Source organism: Roseburia faecis (genome assembly GCF_001406815.1).
Classification (GTDB): domain Bacteria; phylum Bacillota; class Clostridia; order Lachnospirales; family Lachnospiraceae; genus Roseburia; species Roseburia faecis.
This window is the reverse complement of sequence record NZ_CVRR01000033.1, coordinates 85,327-105,177: the sequence shown is the minus strand read 5'-3', so window position 1 is coordinate 105,177 and position 19,851 is coordinate 85,327. Positions and strand designations below refer to the sequence as shown.

Sequence of the window (19,851 nt, the reverse complement as noted above, 5' to 3'; positions counted from 1 at the left end):
CTCCTATAAGATGTCGATATACTCTCCGTTTAATGCTTTATTCATGCTGCGGACAGCACAGAATTTACCGCACATGGAACAGGTATCCTCCTGTTCCGGTGCCCGGTCCGCACGAATGGCTTTGGCGGTCTCCGGGTCCATGGCACATGCCCACTGTGCTTCCCAGTCCAGTACTCTTCTTGCATCTGCCATTTTATTGTCCATCTCCATGGCTCCCGGTACATGCTTTGCGATATCTGCTGCGTGCGCTGCAATCTTTGATGCCATAATTCCCTGCTTTACATCATCCACATTCGGAAGTGCCAGATGCTCAGCTGGTGTCACATAGCAGAGGAATGCCGCACCGTTGGCAGCAGCGATCGCACCACCGATGGCAGAAGTGATATGATCATATCCCGGCGCAATATCGGTCACCAGAGGTCCCAGTACATAAAACGGTGCACCCATGCAGATGGTCTGCTGGATCTTCATATTTGCAGCAATCTGATCCATCGGCATATGTCCCGGCCCTTCCACCATAACCTGGACATCCTTTTCCCAGGCACGTTTTGTCAGTTCTCCCAGACGGACAAGTTCTTCAATCTGACAGACATCCGAAGCATCTGCAAGACATCCCGGACGACAGGCATCTCCCAGTGAGATTGTCACATCATATTCCCGGCAGATGTCAAGAATTTCATCATAATATTCATAAAACGGATTTTCTTCCCCGGTCATTGTCATCCACGCAAATACTAAAGAACCGCCACGGGATACAATGTTCATCTTCCGCTTGTGGTTTTTGATCTGATCGATGGTTTTTCTGGTAATGCCACAGTGCAGAGTAACAAAATCCACACCATCCTCTGCATGCAGACGTACAACATCAATAAAATCTTTTGCCGTGAGTGTTGCCAGGTCTCTCTGATAGTGTATCACAGAATCGTATACCGGTACAGTTCCAATCATCGCCGGACATTCCGAAGTCAGTTTTCTCCGGAATCCTGTAGTATCTCCATGGGAAGACAGATCCATGATTGCGTCCGCTCCCATATCCACCGCTGCCATAACTTTCTGCATTTCAATATCATAATCTTTCCAGTCTCTGGATACTCCAAGATTGACATTGATTTTGGTCCGGAGCATGGAGCCCACACCCTGCGGGTCCAGACATTTATGGTTTTTATTTGCGCAAATGGCAACCTTTCCGGCTGCCACCAGAGGCATCAACTCTTCCACACGCAAGTGTTCCTTCTGTGCAACTTTCTTTAATTCTTCTGTTACGATTCCTTTTCTTGCAGCTTCCATCTGCGTTTTGTATTCTCTCATTGGTTTCTCCCTTCCTTGTATAAAATAAAAAAACACACGTATAATGCTTACACGTGTGTGGTAACTTTCATTTTCCCTACGTTGGCATTATCCAAATCAGGTTACAGGTCAAAGCAATACAGCTTACTCTCAGCCTTCTTTTTGAAAGCTCCCTTTTTCTTATTTTAAATATAGTTCATTATTATACAATCCATGGATGCTGTCAAGATTTTCCCTGTAAGTTCCGATAAAAATACATAAATTTGCCAGGAAGTAGATTGTCATTTTCTGTGTTTTACGCTATGATGAAATTATTAGGCAAATTTACAGGAACCTCTTATTACGGAGAATACATGTTATGAAAAAACCTGATTTAACCAAATACAAAACTACAAGCACGCTTTATCTGCTTATTCTTATCATTGCAGCTGTTGCACTGGTTTTCGGCTGGCAGTGTACCTCATACAGTCTCAGCAACCACAGCGCGGATCTGCACATCCAGATGCTCCCGTCCCGGCGTGTTAAGGTATCCAAAGCAACTACTGTTTACCGGATTTCCGATGTCCGATGGACCAAAAAGGCTTCTACCCTGATGTTTTACAGCCAGCATCAGACCGTGGTTGTGGAAGTAGACGGAAAGCTGCTTTATACGCGCAGCCTCAAAACGGACAGTATTCTGCATACAACCGGACGTAATTGTGAAATGGTCTCTGTCCCGGAAAATACACGCAGCATCCTCGTCACACTCACCAACTGCAACCTGGACAAACAGGTGTCTGATCCGGTTTTCTATCAGGGCGATGGTGTCCATATGTTTCGCCATGAACTTTTAAAAGCAGGGATTCCCATGCTCCTCGGCATTATGAACGTTGTACTTGGCATTCTGATGCTCATCTACTGGCTGTTTGTGCATCATTGGGCATATGTGAGCAAATCCATGCTGTATCTGGGAATTCTTACAACGGATCTTGGTGCATGGTTCTGCCTGGAAACAAGCTCTTCCATTCTTCTGTCACAGAACCCGGTGTTCCATTCCTATGTGACCCGCATGCTTCTTCTGCTGCTGCCCATTCCTTTTATGATGTTCGTCCGGCATTATTTAAAAGCAAGGGACCGGTATCTTTGCCGGATTTTTGTCTGGCTGGATGTGGCAGAGATTGCAGTTGTTTTATTCCTGCAGCTTATGGATATCCGTGACCTGACGCAGACACTCTGGATGACCCATGTCATGATCGGCCTTGCAGTTTTATATTTTATCTATACCATCTGCAACAAATTTTATCACCACACGACGACACATGCCCTGTGGATCTGTACCATAGGGATCATTATTCTGATCGGTACTCTTTTTTCCGACATGTACAATTATTATCAGGGGTCGCAGGACATCGAAATTGTCGGCCGCATCGCCATGCTGCTTTTTATCGTAACCCTTGCCTGCGACACCGCATTCGTATCCCTAAAGGAAATCGATACCGGCCGTCGCGCGGCTCTCTACCGTGAACTTGCGGAAAAGGATCTCCTGACCGGCTGCTACAACCGGAATGCTTACCACGAAGATACCAGCCGGTGCAAAAAACTGACAAATCTTCTGTTGTTTGTATTTGACCTGAACAACCTGAAATACTACAATGATAAATTCGGACATGACTGTGGGGATCAGTATATTACGGATGCCGTACATATTCTCCAGAAAGTTTTCTCACGTTACGGAAAACTGTACCGCATCGGCGGAGATGAATTCTGTGTTTTGATTGACGACCATAACACCTGCGACATCAGCCATCTGATCTCCTGTCTGCGAAAAGAGGAGGCCGTTTACAACGCCTCCTCCCGAAACATCCATCTGCAGATTGCCTGTGGATATGCTGTCTTTGATTCACGGACAGATGCGGATCTGGATGCCCTTCAAAAGCGGGCAGATCAGAATATGTACGAAAACAAAAAACAGTTAAAAACGTTTTCTTACCGCTGAGGCTCTGCCTGCAGCGGTATTTTTGCGACATCTTTTTTACGGAGTTTCTTTACCTCATACAACTGCTCGTCCGCAAGCGAAAGTGCATCCGCAAGACTGTGCTCATCGCCCGGCTCTAACGCACAGGCACCGATGGAAACCGTTACGTTATACGGTTTGTCACTCTGTTCATTCCGAACGGTGAATGCATCGTATAACTCCTGTAATAACAGTTCTTTTTTCTTTTCCGTCATCAGTGCACATGCATACTCATCCCCGCCGATTCTCGCAACAACCCCATCCCCTGTCTGCTCCTTTTGGACAATCTCTGCAAGAATTTCCGCGATGGTGTGCAGGGAATAATCCCCTTCCTCATGTCCGTACCGGTCATTGATGATTTTAAGATTGTTCATATCCGCATAAAGCACCAGAAATGTTTTTTCCGCTGCTCTTGCTTTTTTCAGCATAGGCTCCGCATATTCGAAAAATCCTCTCCGGTTACAGATCCCGGTCAGTGGATCTTTCTTTGAAAGTGTTTCCAGTTCCAGATTGTTTTCCTTTAAGACATACAGAGATTCCTCTAACTGTTTCTGAATATTCTCATTGTTTTTCAGAAGATTCAGCATCTTGACTGCTGCCGAAATCTGATTACTTAAAAATTCTCCATATTCCAGCACTTCATCGGTCAGATCACACACTAAAATTCCATACAGCATTTCATTGGCATACAGAGGAAGCGTTACCATCCATGCCCGGTCAGACATTCCCAGCCTGGAAAACCGGAAAATATTTTTTGCCTTTTTTTTCTGATGAATGGCGGGTATATTTTCTACATTTCCATGAAGTTCACTGGCTTTCAGCAGCAGCTGCTCCGGCATCTGAAATAATTCATGATTCAGATGAATGACCGGCTCCTCATAGATGTACAAAAATGCATTATGTATCTTTAACCATTCCATTGTTGCAAGAATTTCCCCAAAACTCTGATCGGTTCCTTTTTCAAAACAAAGCAGTTTCAAAATAAAGTTTTTCATTTCGAAATTTACCCGTTTCTGCTTTCCGAACAGTTCATCGGCCCAGTGATTCATGGACTCGTACTTTTCCAGCACATCATTGCGCGCATCCACTTCTTCCTGATTTCCCCGGCAAAACGAATTCCGGATCACCAGATCGGTCGGAAGGCGCACAGAAGAGACTTTTTCTCCCTGCATCATCCGGCATAACAGTTCACATGCTTTGCTGCCAAGTTTTGACACATCCGCACGTACCGAAGAAAGTGTCGGATAAATCTGGGAACACCACTCCGTATCATCATACCCGAAAACCGAGATATCCCTTCCCGGCATAAGCCCCCGCGCCTTCAGTTCTTCATAAAATCCGGCTGCAGTTTCATCATTGACGCAAAAAACGGCTTCCAGATCCGGATTGTCATCCAGAAGTCTGGCATAGGCGCTATGCGCATTTCCCGTCAGATCCCCTTCCACATACCGTTTTTCCTGCGGTAAGATACCGTTCTTCCAGAGTGCACTCTCAAACGTAGCTTTGCGCTCCATTGCATCAGAATTTTCCTTCGGCCCGCCTACCATTCCGATTTTTGTGTAATGCAGATCCTGCACGAGATAATCGATTCCCTGCCGGATTCCACGGTCATTGTCATAACTGACATTTACATATCCTTCCAGATCAGAGGAAACCAGAACGCATGGAATTCCATCATAGTGATGCATAAATTCAACCATACGTTCTTTCGTCGTGTAACAGCCAATACAGTTTGCCGCTACGATAATCCCGTCCAGACGGCCTTTTTGTACACTCGAAAACAGGGTATCATACTGATATTCATACATAATATCCGTGTTCTGCGCGTAATCACGGTCTAAAAATTTTCCCGGAAGCACTACCATGTTGACATCCTGCTCTTTTGCTGCCTCCCTCAGACCTTTACACAAAAAACGTGTAAAATCGTCTGTGATGCCTCCGACCATCACGCCTATGGTTTTCCTTGTTTTTGTCATATCTATCCGCCCCTTAGCTCATTTCAATTAAAGTTAGCTCATTTTCTATTCTTAATAAAATTATTTTAATATAATTTTATGTTTATATCAATTATATTTTTAGCTAATTTTAGTCGGATAAATTTGTGGAATGTGATCTAAATCTCTTCACATTCCCCGGAATCCTCGATAATCCGAAGTCCGGCTGTGCTGGTAACCGGAAGAGAAAACGCAATGGTTCCCGCTTTTGTCCCGATTCCGGCTTTTTCCATGATGGATTTCATAATTGCATTTTTCTGTTCCGTTTTCGTAACAATTAATATAATTTCTTTTTCGGAAACCAGCGATACGCCGAGAAACTGTTCTGCCCGTTTCATTCCGACACCTTTCCCGTGAAAAACCGTTCCCCCGGTGGCTCCGCCTTCTTCTGCCGCACGCATCACCTGCGTATTGTATCCGTAATTGGCAATTGCAATGATCAACTCATGTTTTGTCTCCTTCAACGTTGTCTCCTCCCCTTTCTCGAATTCCTGTTCTCCCAGCATAAATTTCAGCTGATGTTTTCCGCCAATACTGCTAAGCGGTATCAGAAAGACAATTCCCGTCCCGGGCACATCAATTTTCAGTTCCGTCTGCAATCCCTTTTTCACGATTTTCCAGGTGGGACATGTGACCAGACAAAAATGAATGCCTTTCTCATCCTCCTCGAGTCCGAAGTAATCCAGTACATCGCTGGCCGCTGTTCCCATGGCAAGAGAAATATTTCCAGTATCCACGTGATTTTGCTTATAAAACTTCACAAATTTCTGCATCTGTTTTCGATTGCAGATCGTAACCATCATATAGATCTCACTCATTTGTCCGCTCCTCTTTCCTGTTTTTCTATAATTCTATAATTGCATCATCCGCATACCCGGCAAACACATCCTCTGCCTGCAGTAATGGCTGTTCTTCCATTTCTTCCTTTTTATTACTCTTAATCTTATAGATCAGCCCGAGGACCTGCAGCGTAATCAGCGGAGTCATGGCAACCATCGCTACCACGCCGAAGGCATCCTTTACCACATCGCCGCCTACTGCCGTACAAGCACCCTGTGCCAGTGGCAGCAGAAAAGTTGCCGTCATTGGACCGGATGCCACGCCTCCGGAGTCAAACGCAATCGCGGTAAAGATTTTCGGAACAAATAACGTCAGAAACAGTGCAATGGCATAGCCCGGAATTAAAAAATACATAATCGGAATTCCGGTAAGCACCCGCAGCATGGAAAGCCCGACTGAAGCAGCCACACCAACCGAAAGGCTGATCTGCATCGCTTTTCCGGAAATCTCCCCATCGGTCAGTTCTTCTACCTGTTTCATCAGGACATAGACGGCCGGCTCTGCCTTGACAATGAAATATCCGATCACCATTCCGACCGGGACTAAAATCCACGGACACGGCAGTGATGCCATAACGGTTCCAAGATAGTTTCCTGCGGGAATAAATCCGACATTGGCACCGGTCAGGAAAAGTACCAGTCCGACATACGTGTAAAGCAGTCCCACACAGATTTTAATCAATGTCTTTTTATGTAGTTGAATGGAAACAAGCTGGAAAATTCCAAAAAAGAAAACGATTGGAAGCAGGGAACCTGCAATTTCTTTGAGATAATAGGGAATTTCGGATAAAAACAGCCGGCCAAGTTCCACAGAATTGAAAGCTTCCGGCACGTCCGCTGCCACATAACTTCCCTGGGCAGGATATACCAGTCCCAGGAGCAATACCGCAAGAACAGGACCGATCGAACACAGTGCAACCAGTCCGAAACTGTCGTTTTCCGCATGCTTATCATTTCGGATTGCAGAAATACCAACACCAAGTGCCATAATAAACGGAACCGTCATCGGTCCGGTCGTCACACCTCCGGAATCAAACGCCACCGCCAGAAAATTATCCGGAACAAACCTTGCGATCACAAATATCACACCATAGAACACAACTAATAACGGGGCTAACGCTATTCCAAATAAAATACGAAGCAGTGCTACAACAAGAAATGCGCCAACCCCGGCTGCCACCGAAAGAATCAGCACCATATTCGGCACCGACGGCACCTGAGCGGCAAGCACCTGCAGATCCGGTTCTGAAATGGTAATGATGACCCCGAGAAAAAAGCCCAGAAGGAGGATCACCCATAGTTTTTTGGTTTTAAGCATGCTGCCTCCTACACGTTCCCCCATAGGAGACATTGACATTTCGGCACCCATGGAAAAAAACAGCATGCCTATAATTACAAACACCGCACCGATCATAAATTCCAGCAGAATACTGGCGGACACCGGTGCCACTGTAAAACTCAGTAACAATACAATGAACAGAATCGGCAATACTGCCTGTATGGATTCTTTTGTTTTTTCTTTTCTCTTTTCCAAACAATCCCTCCTTCTTCCTGCATATTTTCATACAATTTATATATGTATGCCATATTATCATGCACTAGAAGGAAAAACCAGCAAATTCTTCCTAAGATTTGGTTAAAATATTATTTTTTAAAACCGGCATGCGGAAAATCTGTATCAGCAGAGGAATGACCATAATAAACCATACGAGTGGTTCCGCCACGATTACACCTGTGTAGCCAAACCACGGAACGAGTGTTGCTGCAATCACGATTTTGCCGATCATTTCCAGTGAACTTGATACCAGCGGTGTAATATGGTCTCCCAGCCCCTGCATGGCATTACGGACAACACATATCACTGCCGTGACAAAATAAAACAGCGTATCAAACTTCAGATAATTGGTTGCATTCTTCAGTACTTCGGCATTTTTGCTTCCAGTTACCATGTAAACCAGCCAGTCTCCGATTGTATAACTTGCAACAATGGTAAAGCTGCACCAGATACAGGTATATAAAATTGCAAGCCCGATTCCCTTTTTTATCCGGTCAATCCGTCCTGCTCCAAGATTCTGTCCGCAGTATGTTGCCATCGTCTGTCCGAATACCGTAAACATAATCATAAACATTTCCGATATTTTGCGGGCTGCGGTATGTGCAACGATAATGTTCTGTCCCAGTTTATTGATTGCCGTCTGCAGCGTCAGGGAACCGATATTGATCAGGGAACTCATAAACCCCATGGACAGACCCGCGCTTAGCATGCTTTGGATCATCTGTGGCTGTGGCTCTTTGAAATCGTCCCCGGACAACCGGAGCAGTTCATACCGTTTTATCATATAGATCCAGCAGATCACAAACGCCAACGCCTGTGCCGAAACCGTGGCAACCGCGGCTCCCCTTACCCCCGTTTTTAAAACGACCACAAAAAAGAGATCCCCCGCAATGTTCAATATGACAGAGATTGCAAGAATCACCAAAGGCGTAATGGTATCTCCGAGTGCACGCAATGCAGCAGCGCAGGCATCATAAAGAAATGTTGCAATCAATCCCGCAATAATGATTACAATATAAGAACCCGCCACTGTCCTTAAATTTTCCGGTACATTTAAAAAGCGTAAAATCGGCTGCAGAAAAAGCAGACCGAGAACCGTCAGTCCCGCAGCAACGGCAATTCCGAGTGTCAGTGACATGGCAAACGATTTTTTCACCCCGCGCAGATCCTTTGCTCCGAACCGCTGTGCAGTGATGATGGCAAACCCGTTGGAAAGCCCCATCAGAAAGCCGATGATCAGATTGCTCAGTGAACTTGTAGCACCGACAGCTGCAAGTGCATCTTCCCCCAGAAACGATCCGACAATCCGGGTATCCACCAGGCTGTATGTAAGCTGCAGCAGATTGGCCAGAAAAATCGGAAGCGCAAAAGCGAGTATTAATCGGGAAGGTTTTCCTTTTGTAAGATCTTTCATTTTATTACCTCGTAAAAAAATTTCTCTTTTTTCATAAAATAAACATATTTTTGTCGAAAATAATAATATCACAATTTGTAAAGGATAGATACTATGAAAACAACAGGAATCGTTTCTGGAAAAAGCCCAGAAAATCCGGTCAGGGATTTACCCCCTGTTCGCGCTGCTTCCGGAAATAGGTCATCATCTCCCTAGTAAGACTTAATCCTTCCGGATCATCCGGCACATCCCGGTAATCTACCCATTCGGCAAGTGACAGTTCCTCTTCTTCGAGCCGGATCTCACCTTCTTCTGCCAGATCGCAGAAAAATCCCATCAGAAGGTTACTGTCAAAGCCCCATGGCTGGCTTTTATAATAACGGATATTTTTCACTTTCAGCCCGACTTCTTCCATCACCTCCCGGTGGACAGTTTCTTCCGCGGTTTCCCCGATTTCCGTAAACCCGGCAATGAGCGCATACCGTTTGTATTCCCTGCCTGCATACTTTGTCATCATGATCTGATCGTTATTTGTCAGTCCGATGATGACTGCCGGCGCAATCTTCGGAAAAACCATATTGTTACAGACCGGACACTGCAACATGCGCTCCGTGCGGCTGTGTACAAGCGGATGTGCGCATCTGCCGCAGAATTGATTATCCCGGTACCACACATACAGATGCCATGCCGTTGTTGCGGCAAATACACGCTCCTTCGGTTTCATGGACCGGACCGCAAACAGTTTATGATACATAAATCCCGGAATTTCCACATCTTCATAAAGCTCTGTCAGATAAAAAGATATGTCATCCACGGAAAACAGATATACCAGTCCGGGCACTTTTTTGTGATGTGTCTTACAGTATTCCACCCACACGTGATACTTAAGAAATGTGATCTCCCCCTCGTTTTTCAGATAAACCGTCCGATCACGAAATGCCAGTATCCTGCTGTCTGCATCCGGTTCTTTCATTTGAAATGCATTGTCTAATTTCATTGGATAAATGTCCTGTATCATGATTGCTTCTCTCTTTTCCTGTTTATCATTGTTTTGTCCGCATCTGACTCCGGTAAGGTCAGATCAACCGCATCAATTATCGCATAAAGCCTCTTAAAGCCTCTTAAATATCAAATTTTCTTGACGAAAATCCGGGATACGGCTATACTATATGTTTATCTATCTACACACAACAGGGGGATTTTATATGCAGATACAATTATCTGAACATTTCACTTACAAAAAATTATTGCGGTTCGTCCTTCCTTCCATCGTCATGATGATCTTTACTTCCATCTACGGTGTAGTGGACGGGCTCTTTGTTTCCAATTATGTCGGAAAGACTGCTTTTGCCGCTGTCAATCTGATCATGCCGTTTCTCATGGCAATCTCCGCTCTAGGCTTCATGATCGGTACCGGAGGCAGTGCGATCGTTGCAAAGACATTAGGCGAAGGCAAAAAGAAACAGGCAAACGAATATTTTTCCATGCTGGTATACCTCACGCTGATCGGAGGCATTGTCCTCTCCGCGCTCGGCATCCTCTTTTCCCCGCTGATTGCACGCGGGCTTGGTGCCGACGGTGCGCTGTTGACAAACTGTGTGCTTTATGCCCGCATTACGCTGCTCTCCATGCCGGCCTTTATGCTCCAGAACGTATTCCAGAGTTTCTTTGTCACCGCAGAAAAACCAAAACTTGGTCTTGGTGTCATCGTCATCGCGGGTGTCACCAATATGGTTCTGGACTTTTTACTGGTAGGCGTTTTCCAGATCGGTCTGGCCGGTGCGGCATTTGCAACGGTCACCAGCGAATGTATCGGCGGTCTGTTTCCGATCCTTTATTTTGCACGCAAAAATTCCAGCCTTCTTAAACTTGGGCGCACACACTTTAACGGGAAAATTTTTCTGCGCGCCTGCGGAAACGGTTCGTCCGAACTGATGACCAACCTTTCCAGTTCCATTGTAAACTCTCTGTACAATATTCAGCTTATGAATCTTGCCGGAGAAAACGGTGTGGCTGCGTTTGGAACGATCATGTATGTAAACTTTATTTTTATTGCAATTTTTCTGGGATATTCCATCGGAAGTGCGCCGCTTGTCAGCTATCACTACGGAGCGAGCAACCATGACGAATTAAAAAATCTGTTCCAAAAAAGTCTGCGGCTCATCGGAATCTGGGGACTCATGCTGTTTATTCTGGCGCAGCTGATCGCCAGACCTCTGGCCGCCATCTTTGTCGGATATGATGCGGATCTGTTTTCCATGACCCAAAACGGTTTCCGTATTTACTGCATTGCCTATCTGATCAATGGATTTAATATTTACGGTTCTTCGTTTTTTACGGCATTAAACAACGGACTGATATCTGCTGCAATCTCTTTTCTGCGGACACTGGTGTTCCAGCTGGCTGCTGTACTCCTTCTGCCACTGCTTCTCGGCATCAACGGAATCTGGAGTGCCGTGGCAGTAGCAGAACTTCTCACGTTAGGGCTCACGGTAACCTTCTTTGTCAGAAGCCGCAAAAAATATCATTATGCCTGATCCTTTTTTTCGCGAAGTCTGATTACCAGTTCGTATACCTCCGGCCTGCGCTCCCGCAGATGCTCATCCAGCAGATGTCTGCGTTCCCGGAAACGTTCTGCCAGTTCCGGATGTTCCTGTGCAATCCGGTCATGTACTTCCTGCCGGTGTTCTTCCAGCCTTTTTGCCAGTGTCTCCTCATCTTTCCCGGAAATATTGACAATTTCCTTTAAATGTTCTTCCAGATGCTCCAGCCATTCATCCTCATCCAGCGCCTCCATATGGGACCAGCGTCCGTGAATCAGCTCCTCCACATCCTTATCCGATATCAGATGCGCAATCTGGCGGGCAATCTGTTTTTCCATTTCCTGTTCTGCCTCCGAACCAAATGCCCAGACAAATTCCTGCACCCGGTTATCTGCCCGCTTCCGTGAGGCGCTTTTTTCAACATTGTCCACACCGCCCTCCAGCGGGTACGGACGACGTATCCCCATATCCTTAAGTGCAATATGGATGGTTCTGCGCACGCAGCCTTCCTCCACCATATACCCGAGTCCGAGTCTGCGCAGCTGTTCGTTCACCTCCGCAATATGTTCCGTCATATAAAACCGGATACCTTTTTCTTTCAGGGAGCCATAAAGCCGCTCCAGACAGTCTGCCGCCGTAATATCAATACTCCCGATGCCTCCCGCATCTAAAATCACCGCACGGGTATCCTCGCGGATGGCATCCTCAATATCTTTCTGCAATACCGAAACATTGGCAAAACACAGATTACTGCTGAACCGGTAAATGACCACATGCTCCACGGCATGGATGGAACTGCTCTCTTTCAGATCCCGGAAATGACTGTGTCCGGTCTGTATGCCAAGAAAACACCGCGCCGGTTTTGCCGTACGGATAATCATCTCGGTAAAGGAAAGCATGATGCCGATCAAAACACCATTGATGGTTCCAAGCAGCAGCACTCCAAAAAATGCACCAAAAAAGATCAGACATTCCGTGCGGCTGACTTTCCACAAACGGACTGCAAGTTCAAATTCCGTGGCTCCAAGCAATGCGGAGATCACAATCGCGGTAAGCACCGGAACCGGAAGAAATCCGATAAATCCTGTTCCGCACAAAAGCAGAATCATCATGGAAATTCCCGCCACAATTCCTGTCAGCTGGGTTTTCCCCTGATACTGTTCTCCCATTGCGGTCCTTGATACGGACCCGTTGATCGGACAGCATCCGGTCAGAGCTGCTGCAAAATTTCCAAGGGAAAATGCCAGCAATTCCTGATTGTCGTTGATCCGGTAGCGGTTTTTCTGGGCAAAATTATTTTCTGCCAGAAGAGTCTCTGCCATAATCACTACTGCCACCGACAGACTGATCGTTATGGCATCTTTAAGCGGCACTGCAGACAGATCCACCGCCTTCCACCGCGGAAGTCCCGTCTGCACAGCACTTAATGTCTGTATGCCCCACTCCCTGACCGGAAGAAACTTTGTCATAAGGGCTCCAACCGCCATCAGTACGACCGCCATCGGAAATTTTGGTATCAGTTTCTTTGCCGCCAGCAGAATTACCAGTGCAATCACACCCATTATAAGGGACGGAACATGGATCTGTCCAAGTGTATTTCCGATATGTCCGGCCAGCTCCAAAAGTTCTCCAGTGCCCGCAGTCCCGCCAAACAGTTTCGGTACCTGCATGAGAATAATCGTCGTGCAGATTCCGGTAATAAAACCGCCCATCACCGGTGCAGATATGTAATTCACGAGTTTTCCCGCTTTCATCAGATAAAATGCCAGAAGCCACATGGCCACAAACAGAGTCAGGACCGGCACAACTTTAAGTGCTGCTTCTGAACCGCTTTCTATGTGCAGATCAATCAGCGCTCCTCCGATCAGTGCCGCCGGAGCTGCATCCACACCAAAAATGAACTGTGGTGAAGTCGAAAACAGTGCAAACAACAGGATCGGAAACACCGATCCATACAGACCGTATACCGCCGGAAGACCGGCAATCTGCGCATATCCCATGGAAATCGGGATGGAAACGGCCATAATGATAATTCCGGCACAAATATCTTTCGGCAGGTTTTTCTTCTCATAATGCTGCAGTGTCTGTGCAATTGTTACTCTCATATTTCCCCTACTTTCTTGCAATGCGGTGCAGCTGCGGTCGCAGCGTAATCTCTGGCACGACCATGCCCTCCCGCTGGTCAAGCACATAGGCAACCGCCTTTGCCACTTCATCCGGCAGCAGATAACTTTCCGGCTCCTCCCCACAGGTAAAATCCGCATCCCGGTACAGATTGGTATCTGTCATGTCCGGATGAATCGTTGTCACCTTGACACCGTACTTGCGTGCTTCCTCAAACAGACTCTTTCCGAAGCTGGACAGTCCCGCCTTGGTTGCCGCATAGGCACAGCCATGCGGACTGCTCTGCTTGGCCGTCACGGACGAGATATTGATGATATATCCATGATTTTTCTTCAGCACCCGAAGCAGCCGGTTCGTCAGAAGCAGGGGAATCTCTAGGTTTGTACGGACCAGGGCCTGTATCTTTTTGGGAGTCAGTTCCTCATGCAGACCATAATGACCAACCCCGGCCGCATTGACAAGTACCTCAATGTCTGCCGTTTTTGTGATCTCTTTCACCGCATCGCATAATTTCTGTTCTTCTAATAAATCGCCTTCTACCGGATGAAATGCCGCGGTCTGCTCTACAAATTCCCTTGTCTGTTCTTTTGCAAAATCCCGTCCAAATCCGTAGACTTCATACCCTTTCTCACAGAGTACCCGGCTGATTGCCAGTCCGATTCCGGAACTGGCACCGGTTACAATCGCTGCCTTACTCATGATATATGTTCTCCTTGTCCATTCTCTGTGTTAATTCCGTGATCATAAAACTTTCCATTTTCTTTAATAATTCCGGTGGATACTGATATACCCCGTTGCAATTGACATAAGGATACTGTACCGCTGGTGCAAAAGGTTCTACCCGCCGGAGTTTTTTCATATATTCCTGTGAAATCCGGAACGTTCCCACACTTACATCAACCAGTTTCTCCCAGACGTCATGCAACATACGGTCACCAAAAATACGGTCAATCTGACTTAGCAATTGCAGATAATCGGTCTTCCAGGACGGCAGATACAGCATCGGATCAAAGCACAGGCGCACCGGAAATCCTTTTTTAAGTCCCTCCGCGGCACAGACTATGCGTGCAAACGCCGAAGGTGTTTCTTTCTCAAACGCATCTATCATCTTCTGCGGAGACAGGGTAAACGCATAGATCACATTGGACAGACAGGGCAGATCCCACATCGCATGGCCGGCGCATTTTGTCCTGATTTCCAGCTTTAAGTTTTCATGTTTTGCAGCATATGCACTCCAGAGTCTGACATATCCTGTCACAGCCTCCATGGCAAGCAGATCCGCATCATAAGAAATGCACACATACATATTCTGTGTCTTCAGAATATGGTCAAGTTCTTCCAGGTAATCTTCGATATTCACAAAAAGCACCATGTGACCGGACGGATACATGCCTTTCAGATAACAGTAGCTGCAATCATAGATGCAGTTCATCATTGTGGAACAGTAATAAAAATTAGTATTGCCAAAATCCTGACAGACCGGTGCTCCTTCATAAAAAAAATGATCGGTTTTTTCTGCCAGAATGAGAGCCTGTGCCTGATGCTGCCGGACACAGTCCTGTCCATGCCGGTTAAATACATCCTTGTAATGTTCAATCTCCACAATCTGTGCCTGTGGAAACCGCAAAAGGATCTGTTCCGTACGCGGATGATTGCGGATGCGGCGTTCCACATAAATATGGGAAAACCGTGTATTATAACACACGTGCTCTAAGTTCTTCAAGAATCCTCTTTCCTTCCCGTTTGTCTTTTGCCGGCAGCCGGCCTGCCTGTTCATATTCCCGGTACCATCCGGACATGGTTTGCTTCCCGGATGCTTCTTTTGCTTCGCAGAGTGAATGATACAAAATCATCTGCCGGATCTGCGCTTTCATGGTTTCAGAACCATGCAATGCCTCCTGCCACAGCTTTGCCTGTTCTTCTACCTGGCTTCTAAATGCTTCCTGCATACTCTCCTGCCTGCTGTTTTTTTCCTGCATTGTCAAAAGCTGCCGGATAAATGTTAAAACCTCTTCTGCTGCCCGGTCCATGATCTGTGAAAAATGTTCTCCACTCCCGGCACTCTGCGGCTCCTGTGTTGTTCCATGATCGGTTACTACCTTGAGAAACAGCATCTGGTGCGGTGCATAGTAATAGTTTCCTGCCTGATATATTGCAGCAGCCTCCATATCCACCAGGATCTCTTTTCTTCTGTCCCCCGCCCCGGCATCTTTATCCAAAAACTGTTGGAAAGATTCCCGGTCCTGTACCGCGGGAAAACTGTATAGTTCTGCTTCCTCAAACGGATGCCGGTATAAAATATCGGGATAAAATGTACGTCCGTCTACCGTTTGCGTCAGTTTGTTACAAAGCGAAACAGTGCCGACAGGAATATTTTTCCTGCCGGCACAGCTCCCATAATTGATCAGGAAATCCCCGCTATCCGGTTCTCTTCTGGTCGAACACTCTGCCACCGCCGTGGCCGCCGCAATGGCGGATGCCCCGGTAATGACAATCTGTATTTGATTGTTTTCATCCGAAAATACCTGAAAATGATTCTGTGTCATATCTTTTTTCAAAGAAAGCGCCCGGATCAGTTCCTTTGCCTCCGGATAAAGAGCTGTAAATATTGTGATCAAATAGCTTTTCCTTCACTTTCTAAAATGTGTCTTGCCACATAAACACCACTGGCAGATGCATGAGACAGTGAATGGGTCACACCACTGCCATCTCCGATGATATAAAGTCCCGGATACCGGCTCTGCAGATTCTCATCCAGCTCTACTTCCATATTATAGAATTTTACTTCCACACCATACAGCAGGGTATCGTCGTTTGCGGTACCCGGTGCAATCTTATCGAGCGCATAGATCATCTCAATGATACCATCTAAGATTCGCTTCGGAAGAACCAGACTTAAATCTCCCGGTGTTGCGGAAAGTGTCGGTGTCACAAGCCCCTCCTCGATACGTTTCTGATTACTGCGTCGTCCGCGCACCAGATCACCAAAACGCTGTACGATCACACCACCGCCTAACATGTTCGATAACCGCGCAATGCTCTCTCCGTATCCATTGCTGTCTTTAAACGGCTCGGAAAAATGTTTGGCAACTAAAAGTGCAAAGTTCGTATTCTCTGTGCGAAGATCCGGGCTGTCATAGCTGTGTCCGTTTACCGTCACAATACCATTGGTATTTTCATTTACCACTATGCCATATGGATTCATGCAGAACGTACGGACATTATCCTCAAACTTTTCCGTACGGTAAACAATCTTGCTCTCATAAAGTTCATCGGTCAGATGGGAAAAGATCACTGCCGGAAGTTCTACACGCACACCGATATCCACACGGTTGGATTTGGTAGGAATTTCCAGATCCTCACAGACGGTTTCCATCCACTTGCTTCCGCTCCGTCCGACTGACACGATACATTTTTTGCACGCATATTCCGCATCTTTTGTCGAAACAAGATATCCATCTTCTTTGACCTGAATCTTCTCCACCGGGGTGTCAAAGAAAAAGTCCATGTGGTCTTTCATCTCGTCATAAAGATTTTTCAGCACAACATAATTGACATCAGTGCCCAGATGGCGGACCGATGCATCCAGAAGCTTCAGTTTATTCTGCAGACACACTTTTTTTAAATCTGTGCCTGCGGTGGAGTACATTTTGGTTCCCTCTCCACCGTGAGACATATTGATGGTATCCACATATTTCATCAGTTCAAGTGCTTTCTGTCTGCCGATATATTCATATAAAGTACCGCCGAAATCATTGGTAATGTTGTATTTACCATCCGAAAAGGCTCCGGCTCCGCCAAATCCGTTCATGATTGCACAGGTCTTGCAGCCGATACAGCTCTTTACCTTTTCTCCATCAATCGGACAATGTCTCTGTTCCAAAGAACGTCCTGCATCAAACACTGCAATCTTTAAATTTTCATCCTGCTTCATGAGCTCATAGGCAGAAAAAATCCCCCCCGGTCCTGCTCCAATAATAATTACATCATACATTCGACGCCACCTCCGGCTTTTTATTTTTTCTCGCGGCTCTCATTGCGGTACTGCAACGGAGTCATATCAAAGCATTTTTTAAAGGTACGGTTAAAATGCTCAACACTCGGATATCCGACAACATCCGCAATATTTTCAACCGTCATATTACCGTTTTTCAGCAGAGTCTTGGCACGTTTCATACGAATATGGGCTACGTGCTCTCCAAATGTCTTACCTGATTTATCCTTGATATATTTGGAGATATAAGGCTCTGACAGATGGAACTGCGCTGCCATGCTCTCAAGTGTTACATCCTGATAATTGTTCTGGATAAAATTAAGCATGGCGGTCAGGCGTTCATCCTGTGCCCCATCATTTTGTGCAATCTGCGGTAATTTATTTACAGCAACCGTCAGCGCATGGATGGACGCTTTGATGATATCCTCATCCATACCGACACCCCAGTAACTCTTTCCTTCACAGGTAATGCCCACATAGGCGATTGCCTTAGAAGAAGATCCATGGGACAATGCATGTTCTTCATAGGTAGAAAGTTCGTAGCTGATACCGAAGAACTGCTTGATTGTGTTGCTCACGGCGTCCAGACGACCGTTTCCGTTTGCATCGACGATGGTCTTCTTTCCGCCAAAGTTAATTTCTGTCTCTGCCATAATACCATCATTCTGCTTGAAATGGCAAGAATCGATTGTAAAGTACGGCATTTTGTTCATATAGTTTTCTTCAAAGATCTCGTATACCCACTGTGGAGAAAGTTCCTTGTGTTCTTCATCCGATACCTGTTTCACTGCATATCCGACTTCTTCTTTCATTGCCTGCGGCAGAGAAATGGAGAAATTCTGCTTTAAGATATAACTGATTCCTCCCTTTCCGGACTGGCTGTTGATACGGATAACATCGGCATCGTAAGTTCTTCCCACATCCATCGGATCGATCGGCAGATACGGAACCGTCCATGTCTTTAATTTCTTTTCTTCTCTCCAGGCCATTCCCTTTGCAATCGCATCCTGATGGGAACCGGAGAACGCAGAAAAGACAAGATCTCCGGCATACGGAGAACGCTCATGGACATGCATTCTCGTCAGACGCTCATACGTCTCACGGATGCGTGGCATATCTGCAAAGTCCAGTTTCGGGTCAATGCCATAAGAAAACATGTTCATGGCAAGCGTAATGATATCGACATTTCCGGTACGCTCTCCGTTTCCAAACAGCGTGCCTTCGATACGGTCTGCTCCTGCCAGAAGTCCCAGTTCAGCATCACTGACACCGCAGCCTCTGTCGTTGTGCGGATGAAGACTGAGTACCACATTTTCTCTGTGGTGCAGATGCTTGCTTACATATTCGATCTGTGTTGCAAAAATATGCGGCATTGCAGTCTCAACAGTTGCCGGGATATTGATAATTGCCTTGTGTGCGGCATCCGGCTCCCATACATCCAGAACGGCATTGCAGACATCGACTGCGTAATCCACTTCGGTTCCGTGGAAACTTTCCGGACTGTACTCAAAAGAGAAATCTCCCTCTGTCTCACTGGCAAGTCTCTTTAACAGCTTTGCACCATCCACAGCCAGCTGCATGATATGCTCTTTGTCTTTTTTAAACACCTGCTCCCGCTGTGCCACAGAAGTGGAATTGTACAGATGAATAACTGCATGCGGAGCCCCTTTGACTGCCTCAAATGTTTTTTTAATGATATGCTCACGCGCCTGTGTCAGTACCTGAACGGTCACATCATCCGGAATCATATCCCGCTCAATCAGCGTACGCATAAAAATAAACTCTGTTTCTGATGCTGCCGGGAATCCAACTTCAATTTCCTTAAATCCGATATCCACGAGCATCTGGAAAAACTCCAGCTTCTCGTCAAGGCTCATCGGCTCGATCAGTGCCTGGTTACCGTCACGCAGGTCCACGGAACACCAGATTGGTGCTTTCTCTATGTAATCTTTTTTGGCCCAGTCGTATTCGCAGACTGGAGGAAGAAAATACTGTCTTTCATACTTGTCAAAATTTTTCATGATGTTTCCTCTTTTCCAACATTAAATATTATCAATTTCAATGAGTAATTTTAACACATAATCTCTCATTTGGAAATGATTAAATTTAAGCAATTTTATTGATGTTTT

At 46.1% G+C, this 19,851-nt stretch carries 14 protein-coding genes; 2 read left to right on the top strand and 12 right to left on the bottom strand.

The window, feature by feature from the left end; all coding sequences use genetic code 11:
* Nucleotides 1–3: 3 nt before the first annotated feature.
* Nucleotides 4–1,308 carry a phosphomethylpyrimidine synthase ThiC gene (gene thiC / locus M72_RS10615; protein WP_022046954.1) on the bottom strand — a complete coding sequence of 435 codons (1,305 nt, stop codon included), beginning with the start codon at nt 1,306–1,308 and terminating at the stop codon, nt 4–6.
* Nucleotides 1,309–1,645: 337 nt separating this feature from the next.
* Here thiC and M72_RS10610 point away from each other — a divergent pair, with 337 nt between their 5' ends.
* Nucleotides 1,646–3,262: a sensor domain-containing diguanylate cyclase gene (locus tag M72_RS10610; protein ID WP_055068207.1), complete on the top strand. Its 1,617-nt coding sequence runs from the start codon at nt 1,646–1,648 to the stop codon at nt 3,260–3,262.
* Here M72_RS10610 and M72_RS10605 read toward each other — a convergent pair.
* The 5 genes from M72_RS10605 to nudC form a co-directional block, all read right to left on the bottom strand.
* Nucleotides 3,253–5,256, bottom strand: coding sequence for a diguanylate cyclase domain-containing protein (locus tag M72_RS10605; RefSeq protein WP_055068206.1), 2,004 nt, complete (start codon nt 5,254–5,256; stop codon nt 3,253–3,255). The two genes, M72_RS10610 and M72_RS10605, sit on opposite strands and share 10 nt — an antisense overlap.
* A gap of 137 nt (nt 5,257–5,393) precedes the next feature.
* A complete protein-coding gene (locus M72_RS10600; RefSeq protein ID WP_055068205.1) occupies nt 5,394–6,092 on the bottom strand; it encodes a P-II family nitrogen regulator in 699 nt (232 codons plus the stop codon).
* 25 nt (nt 6,093–6,117) lie between these two features.
* On the bottom strand, nt 6,118–7,647 hold the full coding sequence (locus M72_RS10595; RefSeq protein WP_055068204.1) for a DUF1538 domain-containing protein: 1,530 nt from the start codon (nt 7,645–7,647) through the stop codon (nt 6,118–6,120).
* 91 nt (nt 7,648–7,738) lie between these two features.
* The gene (locus M72_RS10590; RefSeq protein WP_055068203.1) at nt 7,739–9,082 is read right to left on the bottom strand and encodes an MATE family efflux transporter; all 1,344 of its coding nucleotides are present in this window, start codon (nt 9,080–9,082) and stop codon (nt 7,739–7,741) included.
* A 139-nt stretch (nt 9,083–9,221) separates the two neighbouring features.
* Nucleotides 9,222–10,058, bottom strand: coding sequence for an NAD(+) diphosphatase (gene nudC / locus M72_RS10585; RefSeq protein ID WP_261291820.1), 837 nt, complete (start codon nt 10,056–10,058; stop codon nt 9,222–9,224).
* A 208-nt stretch (nt 10,059–10,266) separates the two neighbouring features.
* On the opposite strand from nudC, the gene M72_RS10580 reads away from it, so the two are divergent.
* Nucleotides 10,267–11,598 carry an MATE family efflux transporter gene (locus M72_RS10580; protein WP_055068201.1) on the top strand — a complete coding sequence of 444 codons (1,332 nt, stop codon included), beginning with the start codon at nt 10,267–10,269 and terminating at the stop codon, nt 11,596–11,598.
* On the opposite strand, the gene M72_RS10575 is transcribed toward M72_RS10580, so the two are convergent.
* Genes M72_RS10575 through M72_RS10550 form a run of 6 tightly spaced genes read right to left on the bottom strand, consistent with a single transcriptional unit; the run spans nt 11,589 to nt 19,743 of the window.
* Nucleotides 11,589–13,709, bottom strand: a complete 2,121-nt coding sequence (locus M72_RS10575; protein ID WP_055068200.1) for a SulP family inorganic anion transporter — start codon at nt 13,707–13,709, stop codon at nt 11,589–11,591. The genes M72_RS10580 and M72_RS10575 overlap by 10 nt on opposite strands.
* A gap of 7 nt (nt 13,710–13,716) precedes the next feature.
* Nucleotides 13,717–14,427 carry an SDR family NAD(P)-dependent oxidoreductase gene (locus M72_RS10570; protein ID WP_022046963.1) on the bottom strand — a complete coding sequence of 237 codons (711 nt, stop codon included), beginning with the start codon at nt 14,425–14,427 and terminating at the stop codon, nt 13,717–13,719.
* Nucleotides 14,420–15,451: an SPL family radical SAM protein gene (locus M72_RS10565; RefSeq protein ID WP_055068199.1), complete on the bottom strand. Its 1,032-nt coding sequence runs from the start codon at nt 15,449–15,451 to the stop codon at nt 14,420–14,422. Before M72_RS10565 ends, M72_RS10570 begins: the two co-directional genes overlap by 8 nt.
* The gene (locus M72_RS10560) at nt 15,423–16,346 is read right to left on the bottom strand and encodes a nucleoside phosphorylase-I family protein (protein WP_055068198.1); all 924 of its coding nucleotides are present in this window, start codon (nt 16,344–16,346) and stop codon (nt 15,423–15,425) included. The genes M72_RS10565 and M72_RS10560 overlap by 29 nt, the downstream gene beginning before the upstream one ends.
* The gene (locus M72_RS10555; protein WP_055068197.1) at nt 16,343–17,722 is read right to left on the bottom strand and encodes an NAD(P)/FAD-dependent oxidoreductase; all 1,380 of its coding nucleotides are present in this window, start codon (nt 17,720–17,722) and stop codon (nt 16,343–16,345) included. Before M72_RS10555 ends, M72_RS10560 begins: the two co-directional genes overlap by 4 nt.
* A 20-nt stretch (nt 17,723–17,742) precedes the next feature.
* Nucleotides 17,743–19,743, bottom strand: a complete 2,001-nt coding sequence (locus tag M72_RS10550; protein ID WP_055068196.1) for a 2-isopropylmalate synthase — start codon at nt 19,741–19,743, stop codon at nt 17,743–17,745.
* Nucleotides 19,744–19,851: the final 108 nt, after the last annotated feature.

Bases quoted from the DNA above. Each gene is read 5' to 3' on its own strand.
- thiC (WP_022046954.1), bottom strand. From the start codon at position 1,308: ATGAGAGAATACAAAACGCAGATGGAAGCTGCAAGAAAAGGAATCGTA.
- M72_RS10610 (WP_055068207.1), top strand. From the start codon at position 1,646: ATGAAAAAACCTGATTTAACCAAATACAAAACTACAAGCACGCTTTAT.
- M72_RS10605 (WP_055068206.1), bottom strand. From the start codon at position 5,256: ATGACAAAAACAAGGAAAACCATAGGCGTGATGGTCGGAGGCATCACA.
- M72_RS10600 (WP_055068205.1), bottom strand. From the start codon at position 6,092: ATGAGTGAGATCTATATGATGGTTACGATCTGCAATCGAAAACAGATG.
- M72_RS10590 (WP_055068203.1), bottom strand. From the start codon at position 9,082: ATGAAAGATCTTACAAAAGGAAAACCTTCCCGATTAATACTCGCTTTT.
- nudC (WP_261291820.1), bottom strand. From the start codon at position 10,058: ATGAAATTAGACAATGCATTTCAAATGAAAGAACCGGATGCAGACAGC.
- M72_RS10580 (WP_055068201.1), top strand. From the start codon at position 10,267: ATGCAGATACAATTATCTGAACATTTCACTTACAAAAAATTATTGCGG.
- M72_RS10575 (WP_055068200.1), bottom strand. From the start codon at position 13,709: ATGAGAGTAACAATTGCACAGACACTGCAGCATTATGAGAAGAAAAAC.
- M72_RS10570 (WP_022046963.1), bottom strand. From the start codon at position 14,427: ATGAGTAAGGCAGCGATTGTAACCGGTGCCAGTTCCGGAATCGGACTG.
- M72_RS10555 (WP_055068197.1), bottom strand. From the start codon at position 17,722: ATGTATGATGTAATTATTATTGGAGCAGGACCGGGGGGGATTTTTTCT.
- M72_RS10550 (WP_055068196.1), bottom strand. From the start codon at position 19,743: ATGAAAAATTTTGACAAGTATGAAAGACAGTATTTTCTTCCTCCAGTC.